This is a genomic window from Nocardiopsis listeri NBRC 13360, assembly GCF_001570765.1.
Taxonomy (GTDB): Bacteria; Actinomycetota; Actinomycetes; order Streptosporangiales; family Streptosporangiaceae; genus Nocardiopsis; species Nocardiopsis listeri.
Map to the genome: position 1 here is coordinate 1 of NZ_BCSH01000059.1, position 18712 is coordinate 18712.

At 68.8% G+C, this 18712-nt stretch carries 16 protein-coding genes and 1 pseudogene; 3 read left to right on the plus strand and 14 right to left on the minus strand.

The genetic code is table 11. The features are described 5' to 3' along the window. Positions 1–163: 163 nt before the first annotated feature. The 4 genes from metX to NLI01S_RS25805 all read right to left on the minus strand — a co-directional run bounded on the left by metX (position 164) and on the right by NLI01S_RS25805 (position 3708). Positions 164–1306 carry a homoserine O-acetyltransferase MetX gene (metX, locus tag NLI01S_RS18125; protein ID WP_067606163.1) on the minus strand — a complete coding sequence of 381 codons (1143 nt, stop codon included), beginning with the start codon at positions 1304–1306 and terminating at the stop codon, positions 164–166. Further along, positions 1303–2619, minus strand: a complete 1317-nt coding sequence (locus NLI01S_RS18130) for a bifunctional o-acetylhomoserine/o-acetylserine sulfhydrylase (RefSeq protein ID WP_067606165.1) — start codon at positions 2617–2619, stop codon at positions 1303–1305. The genes metX and NLI01S_RS18130 overlap by 4 nt, the downstream gene beginning before the upstream one ends. Before the next feature lie 124 nt (positions 2620–2743). Next, on the minus strand, positions 2744–3517 hold the full coding sequence (locus NLI01S_RS18135; RefSeq protein WP_067606168.1) for a methyltransferase domain-containing protein: 774 nt from the start codon (positions 3515–3517) through the stop codon (positions 2744–2746). Between the two features lie 32 nt (positions 3518–3549). Continuing rightward, a complete protein-coding gene (locus NLI01S_RS25805) occupies positions 3550–3708 on the minus strand; it encodes a hypothetical protein (RefSeq protein ID WP_157091067.1) in 159 nt (52 codons plus the stop codon). 199 nt (positions 3709–3907) lie between these two features. Between NLI01S_RS25805 and NLI01S_RS18140 the strand changes: the two genes are divergently transcribed. Continuing rightward, the gene (locus NLI01S_RS18140) at positions 3908–6394 is read left to right on the plus strand and encodes an ATP-dependent Clp protease ATP-binding subunit (protein ID WP_067606170.1); all 2487 of its coding nucleotides are present in this window, start codon (positions 3908–3910) and stop codon (positions 6392–6394) included. Between the two features lie 77 nt (positions 6395–6471). On the opposite strand, the gene NLI01S_RS18145 is transcribed toward NLI01S_RS18140, so the two are convergent. From NLI01S_RS18145 to NLI01S_RS18180, 8 genes and pseudogenes are all read right to left on the minus strand, one after another. Next, a complete protein-coding gene (locus NLI01S_RS18145; RefSeq protein WP_067606173.1) occupies positions 6472–7578 on the minus strand; it encodes a glycoside hydrolase family 5 protein in 1107 nt (368 codons plus the stop codon). Between the two features lie 195 nt (positions 7579–7773). Then, a complete protein-coding gene (locus NLI01S_RS18150; RefSeq protein WP_067606175.1) occupies positions 7774–7953 on the minus strand; it encodes a hypothetical protein in 180 nt (59 codons plus the stop codon). 72 nt (positions 7954–8025) lie between these two features. Continuing rightward, positions 8026–9285, minus strand: a complete 1260-nt coding sequence (locus NLI01S_RS18155) for an SDR family NAD(P)-dependent oxidoreductase (RefSeq protein WP_084392694.1) — start codon at positions 9283–9285, stop codon at positions 8026–8028. 176 nt (positions 9286–9461) lie between these two features. After that, positions 9462–11324, minus strand: coding sequence for an outer membrane protein assembly factor BamB family protein (locus tag NLI01S_RS18160; protein WP_157091068.1), 1863 nt, complete (start codon positions 11322–11324; stop codon positions 9462–9464). Between the two features lie 70 nt (positions 11325–11394). Further along, a complete protein-coding gene (locus NLI01S_RS18165; RefSeq protein WP_067606179.1) occupies positions 11395–11943 on the minus strand; it encodes a VOC family protein in 549 nt (182 codons plus the stop codon). A 135-nt stretch (positions 11944–12078) separates the two neighbouring features. Then, positions 12079–12540, minus strand: coding sequence for a PPOX class F420-dependent oxidoreductase (locus tag NLI01S_RS18170; RefSeq protein WP_067606181.1), 462 nt, complete (start codon positions 12538–12540; stop codon positions 12079–12081). An 82-nt stretch (positions 12541–12622) separates the two neighbouring features. Continuing rightward, positions 12623–13408 carry an endo alpha-1,4 polygalactosaminidase gene (locus NLI01S_RS18175; RefSeq protein ID WP_067606236.1) on the minus strand — a complete coding sequence of 262 codons (786 nt, stop codon included), beginning with the start codon at positions 13406–13408 and terminating at the stop codon, positions 12623–12625. Positions 13409–14185: 777 nt separating this feature from the next. After that, positions 14186–14709: pseudogene (locus NLI01S_RS18180) on the minus strand (ATP-binding protein). A gap of 331 nt (positions 14710–15040) precedes the next feature. On the opposite strand from NLI01S_RS18180, the gene NLI01S_RS18185 reads away from it, so the two are divergent. After that, positions 15041–15883 carry a DUF5753 domain-containing protein gene (locus NLI01S_RS18185; protein ID WP_190318512.1) on the plus strand — a complete coding sequence of 281 codons (843 nt, stop codon included), beginning with the start codon at positions 15041–15043 and terminating at the stop codon, positions 15881–15883. Between the two features lies 1 nt (position 15884). Then, complete coding sequence (locus tag NLI01S_RS18190) at positions 15885–16058, plus strand: DUF397 domain-containing protein (RefSeq protein ID WP_067606185.1); 174 nt, start codon at positions 15885–15887, stop codon at positions 16056–16058. Positions 16059–16142: 84 nt separating this feature from the next. Here the strand turns inward: NLI01S_RS18190 and NLI01S_RS18195 are convergent, their stop codons facing one another. Together NLI01S_RS18195 and NLI01S_RS18200 are read right to left on the minus strand one after the other, a co-directional pair. Beyond that, a complete protein-coding gene (locus NLI01S_RS18195; protein ID WP_067606187.1) occupies positions 16143–17312 on the minus strand; it encodes a UDP-N-acetylglucosamine--N-acetylmuramyl-(pentapeptide) pyrophosphoryl-undecaprenol N-acetylglucosamine transferase in 1170 nt (389 codons plus the stop codon). Between the two features lie 321 nt (positions 17313–17633). Next, positions 17634–18620, minus strand: coding sequence for a sigma-70 family RNA polymerase sigma factor (locus NLI01S_RS18200; RefSeq protein WP_067606189.1), 987 nt, complete (start codon positions 18618–18620; stop codon positions 17634–17636). Positions 18621–18712: the final 92 nt, after the last annotated feature.

Here is an 18712-nt window from a genome sequence, read left to right on the forward strand (position 1 = left end):
CCCAAGAATCAGAGACCCCAGGCGCCCCACCAGCAGACCGAAACCCCGCCAGACCACCAACAGGTTCCCTGGCCCCGGCGCCCCACCCACACACCCGATGACGACAAGCGGGGCCAGATAGCCCCGGCCCGCTGCCCCGCCTCCAGCTCCGACCCGCCCCGACTTATCCCTCCAAAAGCTCCTTGACCAGGCCCGATACCTGATCGGCCTCGATGAGGAACCCATCATGCCCGTAAGGCGAATCGATCACTCGCGCCCGACCGGGGATCGGGAGCATTCGGGCGATCTCGTCCTGTTGGGCGAGCGGGTACAGGTGGTCGCTGGTCACGCCCGCGACGATGGTCCGTTCGGGCATGCGGGCGAGCGCGGCAGGGACACCGCCGCGACCTCGACCGACGTCGTGACCGTTCATCGCCTGGGTGAGCAGCACGTAGCTCGCGGCGTCGAAGCGACCGACGAGCTTGCCCGCCTGGTGGTCCAGGTAGGACTCCACGGCGTACCGGCCGCCCTCGGCGGGCTTCTCGTCGCCTTGGGCGTCGCGGCCGAAACGTGTGTCGATCTCCTCCGCACCCCGGTAGGTGACGTGCGCGATACGGCGTGCCACACCGAGTCCGTCCACCGGACCCTGGTCGGTGTCGTGGTAGTCGCCTCCGACCCAATTCGGGTCGGCTTGGATCGCGCGCAGTTGTGGCGAGGCCCAAGCGATCTGCCAGGCGGTGGTGGCCGCAGGGCAGGCCAGGACCAGGGCCCCACGCACCCGGTCGGGGTAGGTGATCGCCCACTCCAGGGCACGCATGCCGCCCATGGACCCGCCGATGACCGCCGCCCAGGTGTCGATGCCCAGTTCGGCGGCCAGGTGCTCTTCGGCCCGGACGGTGTCGCGCAGGGTGATGCGTGGGAAACGGCTCCCCCAGGGTCGCCCGTCGGGGGCGGTCGAGGAGGGGCCGGTGCTTCCCTGACAACCGCCCAGGACGTTGGGGGCGACCACGTAGTAGCGGTCGGTGTCCAGGGCGAGCCCGGGGCCGACCACCCCCTCCCACCAGCCGGGGCTGAGCTGCCCCGGCCCGACGGAACCCGTCACGTGGGCGTCGCCGGTCAGGGCGTGCAGGACCAGGACGGCGTTGGTGCCCGAGGTGTTCGGGCGCCCCCAGGTCTGGTAGGCCAGCCGCACGCCCGGTAGCCGCTCGCCCGACTCCAGTTCCAGGGGTTCTTCGATGTGGACCCAGCGGCGTTCGCCCACCGGATCGTCCTCCCGCCACCCACCGTGGTGGGGACGGGAGGCGAAAGCACCGGATCGCTCGGTCACTGGTGGGCCTTGGCCGCCCGGAAACCGAGTTCGAGGTCGGCTCGCAGGTCGTCGATGTGCTCCAGCCCGACGGAGAGGCGGACCAGTCCGGGGGTGGCCCCGGCGGCGGCCTGCGCCTCAGGAGAGAGCTGACTGTGCGTGGTGCTGGCCGGGTGCACGATGAGGCTGCGCACGTCGCCGATGTTCACCAGCTGGCTGAACAGCTCGGTGCCGTCGACGAAGGCGCGCCCGGCCTCCACTCCCCCACGCAGCTCGAAGGAGAGCACGGCTCCGGCTCCCTTGGGCAGGTACTTCTGCGACTGCTCGTAGAAGGGGCTGGAAGGCAGGCCGGCGTAGTGGACGCGTTCGACCTCGTCGCGGGACTCCAACCATTCGGCGAGCGCCTTGGTGTTGGCGACGTGCCGTTCCATGCGCAGGGAAAGGGTCTCGATGCCCTGCAGGATGAGGAAGGAGTTGAGCGGAGCGATGGCCGCGCCGGTGTCGCGCAGCACCTGGACCCGCAGCTTGGCGGCGAAGGCGCCGGGGCCGAGGGCCTCCCAGTACTTGAGGCCGTGGTAGCTGGGGTCGGGCTCGACGAAACCGGGGAAGCGGTCGCCGTGGGCGCCGAAGTCGAAGGTGCCGGCGTCCACGACCACACCGGCGACGGTGGTGCCGTGGCCACCGAGGAACTTGGTGGCCGAGTGCACGACGATGTCGGCGCCGTGCTCGATGGGCCGCAGCAGGTAGGGCGTGGGAACGGTGTTGTCCACCATCAGTGGGACACCCACCTCGTGGGCGGTGTCGGCGACCGCGCGCACGTCCAGGACGTTACCGCCGGGGTTGGCCAGGCTCTCGGCGAAGTAGAGCTTGGTCTCGGGGCGGGTGACGGCCCGCCACGCCTCGGGGTCGTTCTGGTCCTCGACGAAGGACACCTGCACGCCGAGCTTGGGCAGCGTGTGCTGGAAGAGGTTGTGGGTCCCGCCGTAGAGCAGGGGGCTGGAGACGATGTGGTCGCCGGCGCTGACGAGGTTGAGGATCGCGGCGGTGATCCCCGCCGAGCCGGAGGCGAAGGCGACCGCTCCGACACCGCCCTCCAGTGCGGCCAGCCGCTGCTCCAGAACGTCCTGGGTGGGGTTCATGATCCGGGTGTAGATGTTGCCCGGCTCGGCCAGACTGAACAGGTCCGCACCGTGCTGGGTATCCCGGAAGACGTACGAGGTCGTCTGGTAGATGGGCGTGGCCCGCGCGTTGGTGGCGGGGTCGGGCTCGGCCCCGGAGTGGATCTGCCGGGTCTCGAAGGACCAGGACTGTTCGTTGGTGCTGTCGGTACTCAAGAACGGACTCCTACAAAAACAGACCGGATGGGTAGGGAATCATCGCGAGGCTAGCATCGACACCGGTCAGGTGGCCAGTAGTCACACAAAGTCCGCAGTGTTCTCCTCTTGTGACAGTGATCATTCAGATTCGGTCGGCGCTGACGATCAGATAGGGGATCGCCAGGAACAGGCGTCCCGAGGTGGCGCGCCCACGCTGTTCGGCGATCCACTCCTGCGCCCGTCGCGGGCTCAGCGCGCCGGCCTCCTGGGCACGTGAGGCCAGTCCGGTGAGCATCGGTACGGCCGTTTCGTCGGTGAACACCGCCACGGTGCCCTCCACCTCGATACCGGTGAACCCGGCCGCGCGCAGCAGTTCGGGCTGACGGCGGGGCGCGCTCGGGTCGGGCATGGCACGGGCGTTGGCGTGGACCAGTGTTCGCGTGAGTTCGGCATCATCGGCGGCGATCATGATCGCGTCCCAGTCCTGCCCGATCAGGACCAGGCGACCGCCGGGCGCCAGGACCCGGTGGGCCTCGGCCAGGGCGCGCTCGGGTTCGCGGATGGTGTGGAAGACACGTTCGGCCCGGTATCCGCGTACCGCCCCGTCGGGCAGCAGCAGGCTTTCGGCGTCGGCCATGGCGAACTCGGCTTCGGGGTGTCGCTCCCGTGCGGTCTGGAGCATGACCGGGTCGATGTCGAAGCCGACGGCTCGCGCCCCCTCCGCCCGCATCTCGGCCACGGCCGTCCCTCCACCGCAGCCCACGTCCAGGATGGTGTCGCCCGGTCGGTGGCGGAGGAGTTCACGTACCCGGGCCCTCAGCGCGAGCGCGTCCGGCCGCCGTTCGGCCGAGTCCAGACGCGCGAGGAGCTCGGCGCTGTCGTTTCGAGGTGAGACGTCGGGCGCTGGGGTGTTCATGGGTCCCCATCCTCTCAGGTGGGTCTTGGGGATCACCGACCGGCATCGCCGATCAACTCGCCGACCACCCGTGGCAGGGCACGCTCACGGCGTTCCCGCAGGGCCTTCTCGACGGAACCTTCGAGGCATCCCGTGGGCATGTACGCACCGGTGGTGCCCGCGTCCACGACGAGATGATCGACGTTCTCCATGGTGGCCCCCTTACCGAGGGGTTACCCGAACCACCCCGCCTCGCACGTGTGGGCCATGGGGGTCCTGGGGAGTGTGGAGACAGGGATGGCGGACGGCCTCACCCGGCCTCCGTCACCGCCCGACAAGCACTTGCTCGCATAGGGCGGGCACGCCACCGCCGCGGCCTGTCACCACATGCACGAGGGACGATACGAGCTGATGACGAACGACTTTCCCGACGGCCCGGGTGGAGAACCCGGGTCCTTCGACGAGTTCCTGGCCAGGTTCCTCGGCGCACGCGGACCCGTCCGCCGCGTCGACCTTTCCAAGCTGATGAGCCCCGAGGCCCGGCAGGTCGCCGACGCCGCCGCCCGGCGCGCGATGGAGAACGGCGGAGCCGACGTCGACTCGGTCCACCTGTTGTGGGCGCTGCTGCACTATCCGTCGACCCGCAAACTGGTGGAGCGCGCCGGGGCGGACGCCAAGCCACTGGAGGACGTCATCGAACAGGCGGTCGCCCAGGCCCCGCGCGCGGTGCGCGGGTCGGCCCGGCTGACCCCGTCGGCCAAGCGGGCCCTGCTCGACTCCCTCCAGATCTCCCGGGCCACCCGGAGCCCCGCCATCGTGCCCGAGCACATCCTGTTCGCGTTGGCGGTCAACCCCGACCACCCGGTCGGTCAGCTGCTGCGTGACCAGGGTGTGAACCCCGAGTCACTACAGAAGGCGGCCGGGCCGGCGCCTTCCGCCGAACAACCCGAAGCCGAGCCGTCAAGGACGCCGACGCTGGACGAGTTCGGCACCGACATGACCGCGCTCGCCCGTGAGGGGCGTCTGGACCCCGTGGTCGGCCGCGACGACGAGGTCGAACAGTGCATCGAGGTGCTGGCCCGGCGGCGCAAGAACAACCCGGTGCTCATCGGTGACCCCGGCGTGGGCAAGACCGCGATCGTGGAGGGCATCGCCCAGCGCATCTTCGACGACGACGTCCCCGACGTCCTGCGCGGTCGGCGCCTGGTCCAACTGGACCTGTCCGGGATCGTGGCGGGCACCCGCTACCGGGGCGACTTCGAGGAACGGCTCAACGGCATCGTCGAGGAGATCCGCGCCCACTCCGAGGAACTGCTCATCTTCATCGACGAGATCCACACGATCGTCGGGGCGGGCGCCTCGGAGGGTTCGACCAGTGCCGGGAACATGCTCAAACCCGCGCTGGCACGCGGCGAGCTGCACATCATCGGTGCCACGACGGTGGACGAGTACCGCAAGAACGTGGAGAAGGACGCGGCGCTGGAGCGTCGCTTCCAGCCCATCCTGGTGCCCGAACCGTCGGTGGAGGACACCGTCGACATCCTGCGCGGGTTGCGCGACCGCTACGAGGCGCACCACCAGGTGCGGTTCAGCGACGAGAGCCTGGTGGCGGCCGCCGAACTGTCCGACCGCTACGTCACCGACCGGTTCCTGCCCGACAAGGCGATCGACCTCGTCGACCAGGCCGGTGCGCGGGTCCGGCTGCGGTTGAAGACCTCCAGTACGGGGCTGCGCGAGCTGGAGAACCGGCTCAAGGAGTTGGAGGAGCAGAAGGAGGGCGCGGTCCAGGACGAGGATTACGAGAAGGCGTCCCGGCTGCGCGACGAGATCCACTCCGCCAGGAGCGACATGCACCAGGCGCGCGGAACCGGGTCGGCCGTCCCCGAGGTGGAGCCGGCCGACATCGCCGAGGTGGTCTCGCGCAGTACCGGCATCCCGGTGTCACAGCTGACCCAGGAGGAACGGGAGCGGCTGGTCAACCTGGAGGAGGTGCTGCACGGCCGGGTGATCGGTCAGGACGAGGCGGTCACCGCGGTCTCGGAGGCGATCCGCCGCAACCGGGCCGGGCTCGGCGATCCGGATCGTCCGGTGGGCAGCTTCCTGTTCCTGGGGCCGACCGGTGTGGGCAAGACGGAGCTGGCCCGGGCCTTGGCGGAGGCGCTGTTCGGCTCCGAGGAGGCCATGGTCCGGATCGACATGAGCGAGTTCCAGGAGCGGCACACCGCCAGCCGGCTCACCGGTGCCCCTCCCGGGTTCGTGGGGTACGAGGAGGCCGGTCAGCTCACCGAGGCGGTGCGTCGCCACCCCTACTCGGTCCTGCTGCTGGACGAGGTGGAAAAGGCCCACCCGGACGTGTTCAACCTGTTGCTACAGCTACTGGACGACGGCCGGCTCACCGACGGCCAGGGCCGGACCGTGGACTTCCGCAACACCGTGGTGATCATGACGAGCAACCTGGGATCGGAGGTCATCACCGGTGGCGGGCCGATGGGGTTCACCGACGGCGGGCAGATGGACGCCGACACCGAGCGTCGGGTGATGCGCCGGCTCAAGGAGGAGTTCCGGCCCGAGTTCGTCAACCGGATCGACGAGGTCATCGTCTTCCAGCAGCTGGGTGAGGAGGAGATCGCGCAGATCACCCGCCTGATGCTCAAGCGGACCGAGGAGCGGTTGGCGGCGCAGGAGATGACGATCCGCTTCACCGACGAGGCGGTGCGGTGGCTGGCGGAGAAGGGCTACCAGCCCGAGTTCGGGGCGCGGCCGCTGGCGCGGACCATCCAGCGCAACGTCGGCAACCGGTTGTCGCGGATGGTGCTGGACCAGCAGATCGGAGCGGGTGACCGGATCGTCGTGGACGTGGACCCCGCCGGCGAGTTGACCATCGCCACCGAGCAGTAGGACGTGACGGGCCCCGGGGGACCGATTTGAACTGGTCCCCGGGGCCCGTCGACTACCGGATCAGGCCGCTCGCCGGATCAGGCGGACAGGCCGCTGATGCGGATCCGGTCGCGGATCCACTCCCCCGCCGGCTTGAGCGCGTCGGTGCCGGCGAAGGGGCCGCCCGCGTCGCAGGTGCCGGGCTCGAAGACCGCGCCGGAGCGGGCATCGTCCGAGTAGTTCCAGTTCACCCAGCTGATCTGTTCCCGCTCCATGAGGTCGAGGTAGCGCTGGGCGGAGTCGAAGTCGTCGCCGCCGTCACCGGTGTGCTCCTGGGTGCCGAACTCGGTGACGAACAGTGGCAGCTCCTGGGTGGCCCGCTCGAAGGTGTCGTAGTGTCCGCCCCCGTGCGAGGCGGCGTAGAAGTGGTAGACGTACATGATGTTGTCGGCGTCCACCGGGTCGTTGAGGATCTCGGTGTGGTCCGACCCCTCGGACACGCCCAGCGACGACCACGCGCGGGTTCCGACGAGCACGAGCGCCTCGGGGTCGGCGTCCCGGATCACCGGGATGACCTGCTCGGAGTAGCCCTTGATCGCGTCCCAGGAGACACCGTTGGGCTCGTTGGCGATCTCGTAGAGCAGGTTGTCCTTGTCGGCGTGGGTCGAGGCGATCTCGGCGAAGAAGTCGCGCGCCAGGTCGGTGTTCACGTTCGGGTCGCCGGGGGTGAGCATGTGCCAGTCCACGATGACGTACAGGCCGCGCTCGGTGCCCTCTTCGATGAGTTCGTGCACCCGGTCGGTGAAGCCGCGCGGGTCGGTCTCGTAACCGTCCTCCTGGATGTACATGGACACGCGTAGGACGTCGGCGTTCCAGTCGTCGGAAAGGGCGTCCAGGGAGGCGTCGGTGAGGCAGTGGTCGAACCACTGTAGACCGTGCGAGCTCATCCCGGTGAGTTGGACGGTGTCGCCGTTCTCGTCGCAGAGCTTGATGCCGCAGACCTGGAGCCGTCCGTGCTCGGCGATGGCGTTGGTCTCGGGTGTGGTGGAGGTAGGGGCGGTGGAGGCCGGTGTGGTGGAGGAGACGGGTTCGGCCCCTTCCAGCGCACCATTGCCGAGGGGGGAGGCACCGAGCAGGAGCGCTCCCAGTGCGGCCAGGGACAGGGTGCGGTAGGGGTGCCTGGGGATGGGACGGTGACGCGCCAAGGTTGTCCTCCAGCGGGGAGCGGATCGGACGCGATGGGGGCGACGCGGATCCGGAAGGAAGGTTTCCCATTGAAGCTAGGTAGTGGTGGCGCGGCCGTCAAGGGGGGTGACCGAGGGTATTCGCATCGGCCCCGACGTCCCCGTGGGGCGCACCCGGTCGGGTACGCCCCACGATGAGAGCGGTGGAACCCCGACTCAGGCGGGTTCCGGTTCGGGTTCGGGCCCCGGTGGTTCCGGGACCGGTTGGGGCTCCGGTACCGGGTCCGGGCTCGGTTCCGGCGGGACCGGTTCGGGCGGCATCGGCGCCGGCGGGAACGGGTCCGGTGGCATCGGGTCGGGCTGTCGTAGGGCCCGTCCCGCCAGGTTCACGCTCATCCGACTTCCTCCTCTCCTCCGGCCGTATCGGTGGTTCGTGTCCGGTCCTGCCCGACCGAGGTGAGTTCCGTGTCAGGACCGGCCGTCGGGGCCGCGCCACCCGTCGGGAGCGGGGCCGCCCTCGTCCTCGGTGACCCGGGCTCCGGCCAGGTCGGGGTCCTGGGCGGCGTCCTTGGAGCCGGTGTCACGGCCGGTGTCGCGGGGCCTGCCCTTCTCTCCGCGCGAAGGCTGGTTCAACCGGCGTCCCGCACGATCGTTGAGGACGCCGACGGTATCGACCAGGCGACCGATCCGGGAGTCGGCGGCCTCCGAACCATGACGCTCCATCACTATCTGCGGTGCCCTGGGCAGCAGTCGACCGACCACGCGAAGGGCCCGCTGGGTGAGCCCGGGGGCCACCCCGTGCACCGCCAACCCGATCCGGGTCGCCGGTGTGATGATGAGGAACCCGCGCCCGCTCGCGGCGGCCCGCACGATGCCGCGGGCCGCACGTTCGGCGCTCACGCTGAGCAACGGCAGTCCGGCGGCCAACGCGAACCAGGCGTACTCGCGTTCGGGGTCACCGGAGAAGAGCACGCCCTTGTGCGAACCGGTGCGCATCAGACCCGGCACCACGGTCAGCACCCGCACACCGGTGCCGCCGGTCTCGGCGGCCAACCCCTCCGACAACGCCGCCCACGCGCGTTTGGCCACCGAGTACGACAGCATGTGCGGTACCGACAGGTAGGCGCCGATCGAGGTGACGTTGACGACGGTGCCGCCGGTGCCGCGCATACGTTCGACTGCGGCGCGGGACAGGTGGAACGGGCCCCAGAACATGATGTCCATGGCCTGCGCGAAGTCCTCGTCGGCGATCGTCTCCTGCGGACCCACCCGCATGATGCCGGCACTGTTGACCACCACGTCCAGCCGGCCGAAGCGTTCGACAGCCTCGTCCAACAGCGCGTCGACCGCCTTCGGGTCGCCGATGTCGCAGACCACGCCGTGGGCCGCCACGCCCCGCCCGGTGAGTTCGGCGACGGCACGGTCCAGGTCCTCACGGCCCCGGGCACAGATCACCACCGAAGCGCCGGAGTCACCGAACTCACGGGCCAGCTGCAAACCCAGACCGCGCGAGCCACCGGTGACGAGCGCGACCTTGCCGCGCATGCTTCGGGCGCGGCGACGTTCGGACAGGGCCGAGACCCCCACGCCCAGGGCGGCCCCCGTGGCGCCCCAGGCGAGGAGTTCGGCGTTCTGTCGGATCGGCGACGGCGGCGGTTCTTGGCGGCGGTACCGTTTCCACGCCCATCGGGCACCGGCCAGTGCCAAGGGCCCCTTCCAGCGGCTCATCGGCGCCCCCGTTCCACGTGGCGGTGGTGGCGGGTGTGCGACATGTGTTCCCCTGTTCGGTCGGGTTCGCGGGAGGAGGTTGTGGGTGCTGCGGTACCCGGCGGCATCGGTGGGAAAACCGTGGCCGACGAGAGTTGGACGAACCCGGGAACACGGGAACATCCCCCGACCGGGCCTCAGGGCACCAGGCCGTGGACGGGGGGAAAGTCGTCGCTCCGGTACCCGTGATCGACGTAGGAGACGACCGCCCCGGGAACTGCAAGGACGGCGTGCCGGACGTTCCCCGAACCGAGGTCGGGGTCGAAGAGACGCTCGCCGTCGAACCGGATCCAGCGCGGTGTCCCCGCCCGCTCGGTGTCGGTGTCCTCCAGCGGTATCGCCAACACGGCGCGTTCACCCTCTTCGATCCCCGCCTCTACGACCTCGCTCGACCTCGGCGGGTTGAGGGGCGAGACCAGCGCACCTTCCAACACGGCGGAGGGACCTTCGAAGTAGTGGCCGATGCCCCGCTCGGCCTCGACACTGGAGACGACCTCGCCGTCGGAGTCGGACCTCTTCAGCCGCCAAGGACCCAGCGTCTCCGTCTCCTCTTGGGCGACCACAGCGCCCTCGGTGTCGGCGGCCAGGGTGCCGCGCGCCATCTCGTACGGGTAGTACTCCTGCTCAGGGTGGTCGGGGACGACATCGACCGGCTCTCCGGTGTTCAGGCCGAACAGACTTTCCCCGGCCGCGACCACGGGGTCCCCGTCGCTCCACGACCTGGGCCGAACGATGCCGGCGTCGTCCCACGCCAAACGTCGGGACGGCTCCACTTCCGCACGCCAGAGCTCATCACCGGTCGTGGTGTCCAAGACGACCAAGGTCCGCTTCGCGTCCTCAGGCCGCCCCACTCGGTCGAGGGCCAGCATCAAACCGGTGTCTCCACTCTCCAGATCGCCCTCGTCGAGATGTTCCTCGTCCAGGCAGGTCCGGGAGACCAGTAGACGGTCGCCGTACAGTTGCGTCCGCACGCTTTCCCCAGGCAGGCAAACGCGACCGGTTTCCTGGGTCAGGGGGTACTCCCACTCGGGTTCCGCGGAGTCGAGGTCGTACCCCACCACGGAGCCGCCTCCGTCGTCTTCCTTGACCTCCATCATCCGATCGGCGTTCACGTGCCGCCGGGAGTCAGCGTCCTCGTGTTCGGGCAGCGTCGCCTCCCGGACGATCTCGCCGGTGGCGGTATCCAACACGAGGATGGTGCCTGGTGCCGCGCGGCCCTCCCGGTGCATGAAATAGACGTGCGACTCGTCCCCCCGGACGAACCCGAACCCGAGGATCTCGGAGTAGGAACGCCGGTAGGTCCACAACTCTTGTCCGGTGGCCCCGTCCAACCCGACGAAACCGTCCCCGTATTGAACGACCGGGCCTCGGAGGCCACGCCTCATCTCGTGGACCGACTCTTCGGGTTCCCACGTCCACCCCACCCGGGTGACATCGGTGGGGATCGGGGCGGGTTCGCTCGCTGCGGCGACCCGGTGTTCGACCCCCACCCGGGTGGCGAGGACCGGGGTCAGGGCGATGACCACGATCAGGGCCGACGCACCAGCGGCCAGACCGACGAACAGGGCTTTCCAGCCACCACTGGACGCCGTCACGGGAGCGAAGACCAGCAGCACGAGCCCCGACACGATCGCGGCGACACCGCCCCATACCTGGAACGCCTCAGTCAGGTACAGGCCGCCCCCGGACACGAATCGAGTCGGGAACGTCCACCAGGCCAACCCCATGAGCACCACGGCGGTCACGGAGCGGAGCACGAGACCGGAGGTGTCGGATCCCTTCTCTTCGTCATCTGCCGGGGCAAGGCGTTGGTCGCGTCGGATGTTGATCCGTGCCGCAGGCACTCCCAACGCCAGGGCCAGCAGCACGACCCCTGGGACGGCCAAGTCCTCTGGTACTTCGGAGCCGACCCCGGCCAGGTGAACCACCGCCAAGACCACGCCCCCGGCCATGATCGTCACCCCGGCCCATCCGAGCACACCTGCGAGCCGCCCGCTCACGTCCCCACTCCCTGTCCATTTGTGTCCCGCTTGTCACCGTTCGTGCGCGGGGAACAGCCTACGGTTCGACTCAGCGCAGGACGAACTCGCCCTTCGGGCTACGTAGGACCGCCTCAAGCAACGGATTGGAGCCTTCAGTGAGGTCCAGGTCCACCCCGAGCGCGGACAGGGCCGGGGCGAGCGCGGCCGGCTCGGGGTAGGTCTCTGGTTCCCGTTTGGCCAGGTGCCAGTGCAGGACATCGTCCTCGGGCGTGGCCCGGGACCAGGGCTCGACGTCGCCGGGGTCGTGCCCCACCGCGCGGGCCCGCTCCACGGCGCTGGGCAGGCCCTCGTCGACGCGTACCGCGAAGGTCGCCAGGTGGGGTTGTTCCAGGTCGGCCAGACCGAACACCCGCACCGGACCCGGGTCGGCCCGTTCGGGGTCCGGACCCACGATCTCCAGGTAGTGGGGCGCGCGCTCACCGTTCACCGTGAGGGCGACCAGGGCGTTGGCCGAACCGACCAGGTGCCGGCCGCCCTGGGACGGAGCGACGCCGGTGCGTTCGGCGAAGTCCGGCACCGCCGCCGCCAGGTCCGGGACGGCGTAGACCAGGTGGTCGAGGGTTCCGGGGAAGCTCATCGGGTGTTCCTTCCTGATCAGGTGGGCACGGGCCGACGGCGGGCGCCCAGGCCGAGATCGGACCCGTGTGCCATGCGTAGAACGGTGCGCCGGCACCGCGTTCGTACGTTCCGGCCTCCCCGCGAGGCAGGCCGTTCAGGCCTTGTCGGCGGGAAACCCTCCGGTGGCGACCGGGCCCCATCGTTCGACGGTGACGCGGACCAGGGCCTTGCCCTGCTGTCGCATGGCCTGCCGATACTCGTCCCAGTCCGGGTGTTCGCCCGCGATCACCCGGAAGTACTCGACGAGGGGTTCGACGGCAGCCTCGCCATCGAAAACCTCTGCGGTGCCGTCCACCTGCACCCAGGGGCCCTCGAAGTCGTCGGAGAGCACGACCAGGCTGACACGTGAATCCTTCCGAGCGTTGCGGGCTTTGGCGCGCTCGGGGTAGGTGGAGACCACGATGCGACCTTCGACGTCGACGCCACAGGTCACCGGCGAGGCCTGGGGTGAGCCATCGGCCTTCCTGGTGATGAGCAGCGCCTGGTGTCGGGGACGAACGAAGCCCAGGAGTTCTTCGCGGTCGACCTTGGTGTTGGTGGCGATCTTGCGGGCCATGTTCTCGCTTCCCCGGGTATGCATTCGGTAGCCCCGAAACTACCCGGGTCGCTTCGGCCGAACCCCGTGCCGTTCCGGGGGATCAGCAGGCCTCGAACACGTGGCCGGCTTCGGTCTCCGACACCAGGTCGAGGTCGCGCAGGATCGTCCGCGAGGGCGGAGCGGAGTCGCACACTTCGGAGAAGGAGGTTCCGGCTTCCTCCAGGTCCTCCTGGTATTCGATGGCGAGCACGTTCTCCTCGCCGTACACACGGGTGTAGCCATCACACTCCGACCACGCTCCGCAGGATTCGGTGATGGCGAAGTCGAAGCCGACCTCCTCCTTGCCCCGGTCGGTTTCCTCCACCGTGTTCTTCTGCGCCGCGCCCATGCCCCGCTCATGGGTCAGGGCCACGAGGTCCGTTGCGAGGGCGAGGTTGTCGTCGCTGGTCAGGGCTTCATCGGAACGCAGGTAGGAGTCCAGGTTGTCGAACTCGACGGCGTCGAAGCCCGCTTCGGCGCACCGATCGATGGTGTCAGTGAGCGCCTCCGCGATGCGTTCACGTCGGTCCGAGGTCGAGGTGTCCAGGAGGAACTCGTCCGGCCAACCCGGATCCGCCACCGGTTCCCCGTCCTCATCGCGAAGGAGGAGATCGGGGGTTTCCCGCCAGGCCTCCAGATCACCCGGCTGTGTCTGGAACCCGTTGACGTAGCAGACCGAGTACAGGTCGGACTCGGGGTCGGCGGAGGAGTCACGCACCACGATGTCGACCCCCGATGGAGGTGGGTAGGCCCCGCCCAGTTGGTAGTCGAAGCCACCTTCCCCGGGAAGGCCGCCCGGACTCCCGGAAGCACAGGCCACAAGGGACGCGGCCAGTCCCACGGACATCAACGCGGCGCGCCCGACACGAGCACCCAAGGTGGTCTTCCCTTCGACCCGGTGAGCAGAAGGAGAGGCCGACCCCGAGCGAGGAACCGCCTCCCCTCACCTAGTCAAGCACCCGAAGACACCCACCCACGCACAGGGGCGCGGCCCGCACACCGGAAGAACTCCTGGGGCGGGGCCGTGGTCCCCTCCATCCCCGCGTGCGCGGGGAGCAATCGCTGACCTGCGCCTTTACCCGGCGAACATGCTCGAATCTGCAACTTGTTGAAAGTTGGACACCAGGACCCTTTCTCCGCAAAGGGGACTGATCGAGTCTTCGGGGCTCCTCACGCTGTGGTCAACGGTATCGGAGGAGCCCCGGCTTTGAGGGAGAACCTTGGCGTTACAGCAATCCGGTGGTGAGGTGGTGGGCGAAGGCACCGGCTAAGGCGGCCAAGGTGTAGCCGAACAGGGGCCAGGCGATGCGGCGACGTCGGCGGGGCTTGCGGTGGCTGTGCGGACGCCGAGGACGACGCGGGAGCGGCGGGCGTTCCGGTCGTGGGCGAGGCACCCACGGGCCGACGTCAGGGTCCGGGCGGGGATGCGGGACCAGGGGTTTCGGCGGCCGGCCGGGTGCGGGCGTGGGTTCATGTGGGCGTTGGGGCGCCCAAGCACTCCATTCATCGATGAGGGCCACCCGGCGCTGTTCGCGACGTGGCGGCGCCGAGTGGGTGCGGGAGAATCGGCGACCTCGGGGCGCCTCCAGCACCGCGCGCATCTCGGAGGAAATCGGGTCGGCGCTCACCGATCGGCCTCCGTGGTGGTGAGGGTGAATTCGGCCCATACGAGGGTGCCCAGCCCGGCGCAGAACGGGAAGTCCACCACCGGCCGACTCCCCCAGCGGGTGGCCAGGTGTTCGATGAGCAACAACCCACGGCCGCGTTCGGCCTCCTCCCATTCGGTGGCGTGCGCTGGTGCGGGATGCGCGGGAGGGTGGGAGCTTCTTCGCGGGCACCGTCGTCGATGGTGGACACGCACAGGGTGTGGGCGGTGGGCATGGACAGGATGCGCAAGACCCGGCCGTCGTGTTGGCCGGAGCGGGAGTGGTCGCAGGCGTTTGCGAACATCTCACTGGCGCAGAGAACGATGGCCTCGGACTGGTCCGGGCACAGTCCTTCGAGGCGGTGGAGGTCGGCACGCAGGTCTTCTCGAACCCAAGCGGCTTGAGCCAAGTCACCGGAGTAGACGCGACCAGCCCACCGTCGCCCGGCGAAGGGCGGGGTGGGGGTGTGGAAGGGGGCGCGCGAACGCGGCACAATGGGCATGACGCACAACTCCTTATGGAGAGAGTCCTGTGTTGTCGTTGGGCTCTGGAGGCGCCGCAATCGCCCCCAGAGCCCACTTTCGTGTCAGCCACCCGTAGGAAAGCTGTTCCGGTCATGAGCTGGCGCTCTCCCGGTGGCAAGGTCAGGCTCTGACGCTTCCGGTTCGCCCCATATCCACAGCATTCGGGTTCGTGTTCGGACCTGAGTAGCCCCGAGAGCTGCGTCATCCTCTTCCCCGCTGACACCAGGATGGACCTATCAATTGATAAGATCAAGTAGATCTCCTATATTGATGAGTATGTCTGCTTCGTCGACCGCTAGCATCTCCCCCATGAGCAAGAGGCCTTCACCGACCGTGCGTCGCCGCCGCCTGGCTCGCGAGCTTCGTAGACTCCGAGAAGCTGCGGAGCTGTCGACCACACAGGTCACGCGAGAGCTTGGCTGGGCCGCTGGGCGGATCAACCATCTTGAGAACGGCAGGCACAGGACCGACCCCAGCGCACTCAGAGACCTCATGCGCCTGTACCGAATCGAGGACACCAAAAAGGTCGATGCCGTCCTCGCCTTAGGCCGCCAAGCCCGGGAGAAAGGTTGGTGGCACAGCTACAGCAGTGTCCTCGACGCCGACTATCTGGGATTCGAAGCGGAGGCCTCCACCGTTAGCGTCTACCAGCCGGCCGTCATCCCTGGCCTATTTCAGACCGCCGGGTACGCTGCACTTTCCGCACGAGCGAGTGGTGCGGTCACCGAAGGCGACATAGATCAGGTAATCACAGCACGCCTAGAACGCAAGAAACTTCTTCGAGACGACCTCAATCTCTTGGCCATCGTGGATGAAAGTGCACTCCTGCGGCTGTCTCACTCCCCCGAGGTAGCCAAAGAGCAGATCTCGCACCTCATCGATCTGAGCGAAGGCGTCAACAGAGTCACCCTGCAAGTGCTACCGCTCAGCGCTGGGCTACACGCTTCCATGGGATCCGGCTTTGTCATCCTGGACTACGCCGACGAGTCCGACCCCTCGCTCGTGTACCTGGAAGGGCGCACTGGGGGCACGTTCCTGGAGAAAAAAGAGGAAGTCGATGACTATCGTCAGGTACTCACCTCTTTGATGCGGTCGGCCCTGAGCGAGAACGAATCCCTAAAGGCACTAAAAAACCTTATGAAAGAAGTCTGACGTGGAGTTTCACAAGTCTTCCTACAGCGCCACCGAGAGCCATTGCGTCGAGGTCGCCGACCTGGGCCAGGAAAGAGCCATGCGCGACACCAAGCACCGTGAACTCGGTGCGCTCTTCTTCGGTGCCAGCGAGTGGCGGACCTTCCTCGATACCGCCAAGGCAGACCTTCGTTAAGACACCATTTCCCACATACAGCGCTCAGGCCCCACCCTCTCGTCAGCGGGTGGGGCCTGATGCTTATCGATCCAGCAGAGTCCGCTACTCAGCGGCGTTCAGCAGCACGTCCACCAGACGCTCCGCCGCGTCCGGACGCCCGTGGGCGCGGGCGTTGGTGGCGATCTCCTCGCGCCGGGCGGGGTCCGTCAGCAACGGCTCCACCGCGCCCTGAAGGCTCTCGGGGGTGACCTCACCCAGCAGCGCCACCGCCGCGTTGGTCTCCTGCAAGTGACGGGCGTTGTGGGCCTGCTCGTTACCGGCCGAGGAAGCCAAGGGGATGAACACCGCGGCCTTGCCCAACGCGGTGAGTTCGGCGATGGTCCCGGCACCACTGCGGGAGATCACCACGTCGGCCAGCGCCAGCACGTCGGGCAGCTCGGGGCCGACGAAGTCGGTCAGGTGGTAGCGCTCCGCCAAACCCGGCGGAAGCTGCTGGGCGCTCTCGCGCAGGGTGGCGACGTTGGCCGCTCCGCACTGGTGGACGACGTTCGCCCGGGCGAGCAGCCAGGGCAGGATCGCCCGGACATTGTCGTTGATCTGGGCCGACCCCTGCGCGCCACCGGTGACGTAGACGGTGGGCAATTGGGCGTCGTAGCCCTCGAAGCCCAGGCCCTTGGCACCGAGTTCGGCCCGGCCGGTGAGGACCTCGGGGCGGACGGGGTTGCCGGTGACGACGGCGTCGCCCTGGGAGGAGTCGGGCAGCAACTCCACGGAGGACTCGGCGGACACCGCGATCTGGGCACCGGCGCGGGCCAGGACCTTATTGGCCAGCCCCAGGCGCACGGTCTGCTCGTGCACGACGAGGGGCTTGCGGCACATGCGGGCGGCCAGGCCGACGGGCACGGCGACGTATCCACCGGTGGCCAGCACGACGTCGGGTTCGAAGTCGGACACGAGCTTGCAGGCCTGGGCCACGCCCCGGGGCACGTTGGTCATGTCCTTGATGTTGGCGGGGGAAGCCAGTTTGAGGGGGTTCTTGGACCGGCGGATCTTGCCGGTGGCCACCGCTTCGAACGCGATCCCGTTGGCGGTCGCCACCCTCTTCTCCAGGCTGCCCGCGGCGCCCACCCACAGCACTTCGAGAGAGTTGCCGGTCGTCTCCAGGCGTTTGCGCAGGGCGTTGATCGCGGTCAGCGCGGGGTAGGTGTGTCCGCCCGTGCCGCCGCCGGTGACGATCAGGCGCAGGTCTCGGTGGTCAGGGGTGCTGTTCACGCGGTTCCCATCCGGGTGGGTGATGAGGTGGTAGGGCCATGGTCGGTCGGCCCCTGAGCACGTTAGCCGGATCAGAGGGCCACCGAGGCCTGGTATCGGGGCGAATCCGGCTTGAATCACCCGGGTGCCCGAACTATTGGGACGGGCGTCCGCCGGGTTCGGTTCACGGGTTCGTTGAGGGGAACGGGCGGGCGCTCTGGGCGGTGTGGGGCTCGCTCCCGGGTGAGGGCCGGTTCGAAGTCGACGCGGTCATCGTACAGCCACGGGTGCCCGCCGGACCTGGCGCTCAGTGCGCATACCACCCCAAGGGCCGCGTCCAGGTCAGCGGTGCAGTACCGGGTCCAGGCCGAAGAGCGGGAACAGGGTGGTGTCGAAGAAGAGCGAGCAACGCCCGATCCCCTCCCCCGTCATGGCGAGCACGTGGATGCCGAAGGCCCGGTATACGCCGTCCTCGCCACGCAGGTACATGGCGAAGGCGGGCTGCCCGTTGGCGGCGGTGGGCACCAGGGCGAGGTCGCCGGGCGCCTGGGCCGGGCACTGGGCGTGGATGAGCCGCACGATGTTCTCGGGTCCGCGCACCCAGGTGGCGGACGGTGGCATCTCGAAGGCCGCCTCGGCGGTGAACAGCTCGGTGAGCGCGCCGATGTCGTAGCTCTCGAAGGCGGTGACGTAGCGCTCCAACAACTCGCGCTGGTCGGCCCTGGGCGCGGGAACCCGGTCCTCCTGCGGGAGTTCCTTGGCCAGCTGGGCACGGGCCCGCTGCAACAGGCTGTTGACCGCCGGGACGGAGGTGTCCAGGATCTGGGCGACCTCGGCGGCGCTGAACCGCAGCACCTCGCGCAGGATCAGCACGGCGCGCTGTTTGGCGGGAAGGTATTGCAGGGCGGCGACCAGGGCGAGGCGGACGCTCTCACGATCGGCCACCACGGTTCCCGGGTCGTCGACGCCCACCCCGAGGCGGTCCGGCATCGGTTCCAGCCAGGGGACCTCCGAGCCGTCGGCCAGCTCGGACTCGGGGTTGTCGGTCGGCCCACCCAGGCCGGTGGGCAGGGGTCTGCGCCCACGTTTGTCCAGGGCCGTCAGACACACCGTGGTGGCGATGCGGTGCAGCCAGGTGCGCAGGCTGGAGCGCCCCTCGAAGCGGTCGATCCCCTTCCAGGCGCGTAGACAGGTTTCCTGGACCAGGTCTTCGGCGTCGTGCGCCGAACCGAGCATGCGGTAGCAGTGCGCGTACAGCTCTCGGCGATAGGGGCCGATGAGCCGGGCGAAGTCCTGGTCGATCGTCGTCTGCTCAACCACGATCACCACGCTAGGCCGCCCCTACGACAGAACGGCTCGGGCGTGGTCGTTCCTTTGCCGGAATTTCTTCCGCTGGGCCCATGGATCGGTGGTCGGCGCCC

Bases quoted from the DNA above. Each gene is read 5' to 3' on its own strand.
- NLI01S_RS18150 (WP_067606175.1), bottom strand. From the start codon at position 7,953: ATGAGCGTGAACCTGGCGGGACGGGCCCTACGACAGCCCGACCCGATG.
- NLI01S_RS18135 (WP_067606168.1), bottom strand. From the start codon at position 3,517: ATGAACACCCCAGCGCCCGACGTCTCACCTCGAAACGACAGCGCCGAG.
- NLI01S_RS25805 (WP_157091067.1), bottom strand. From the start codon at position 3,708: ATGGAGAACGTCGATCATCTCGTCGTGGACGCGGGCACCACCGGTGCG.
- NLI01S_RS18155 (WP_084392694.1), bottom strand. From the start codon at position 9,285: ATGAGCCGCTGGAAGGGGCCCTTGGCACTGGCCGGTGCCCGATGGGCG.
- NLI01S_RS18165 (WP_067606179.1), bottom strand. From the start codon at position 11,943: ATGAGCTTCCCCGGAACCCTCGACCACCTGGTCTACGCCGTCCCGGAC.
- NLI01S_RS18185 (WP_190318512.1), top strand. From the start codon at position 15,041: ATGAGCAAGAGGCCTTCACCGACCGTGCGTCGCCGCCGCCTGGCTCGC.
- NLI01S_RS18170 (WP_067606181.1), bottom strand. From the start codon at position 12,540: ATGGCCCGCAAGATCGCCACCAACACCAAGGTCGACCGCGAAGAACTC.
- NLI01S_RS18175 (WP_067606236.1), bottom strand. From the start codon at position 13,408: ATGTCCGTGGGACTGGCCGCGTCCCTTGTGGCCTGTGCTTCCGGGAGT.
- NLI01S_RS18140 (WP_067606170.1), top strand. From the start codon at position 3,908: ATGACGAACGACTTTCCCGACGGCCCGGGTGGAGAACCCGGGTCCTTC.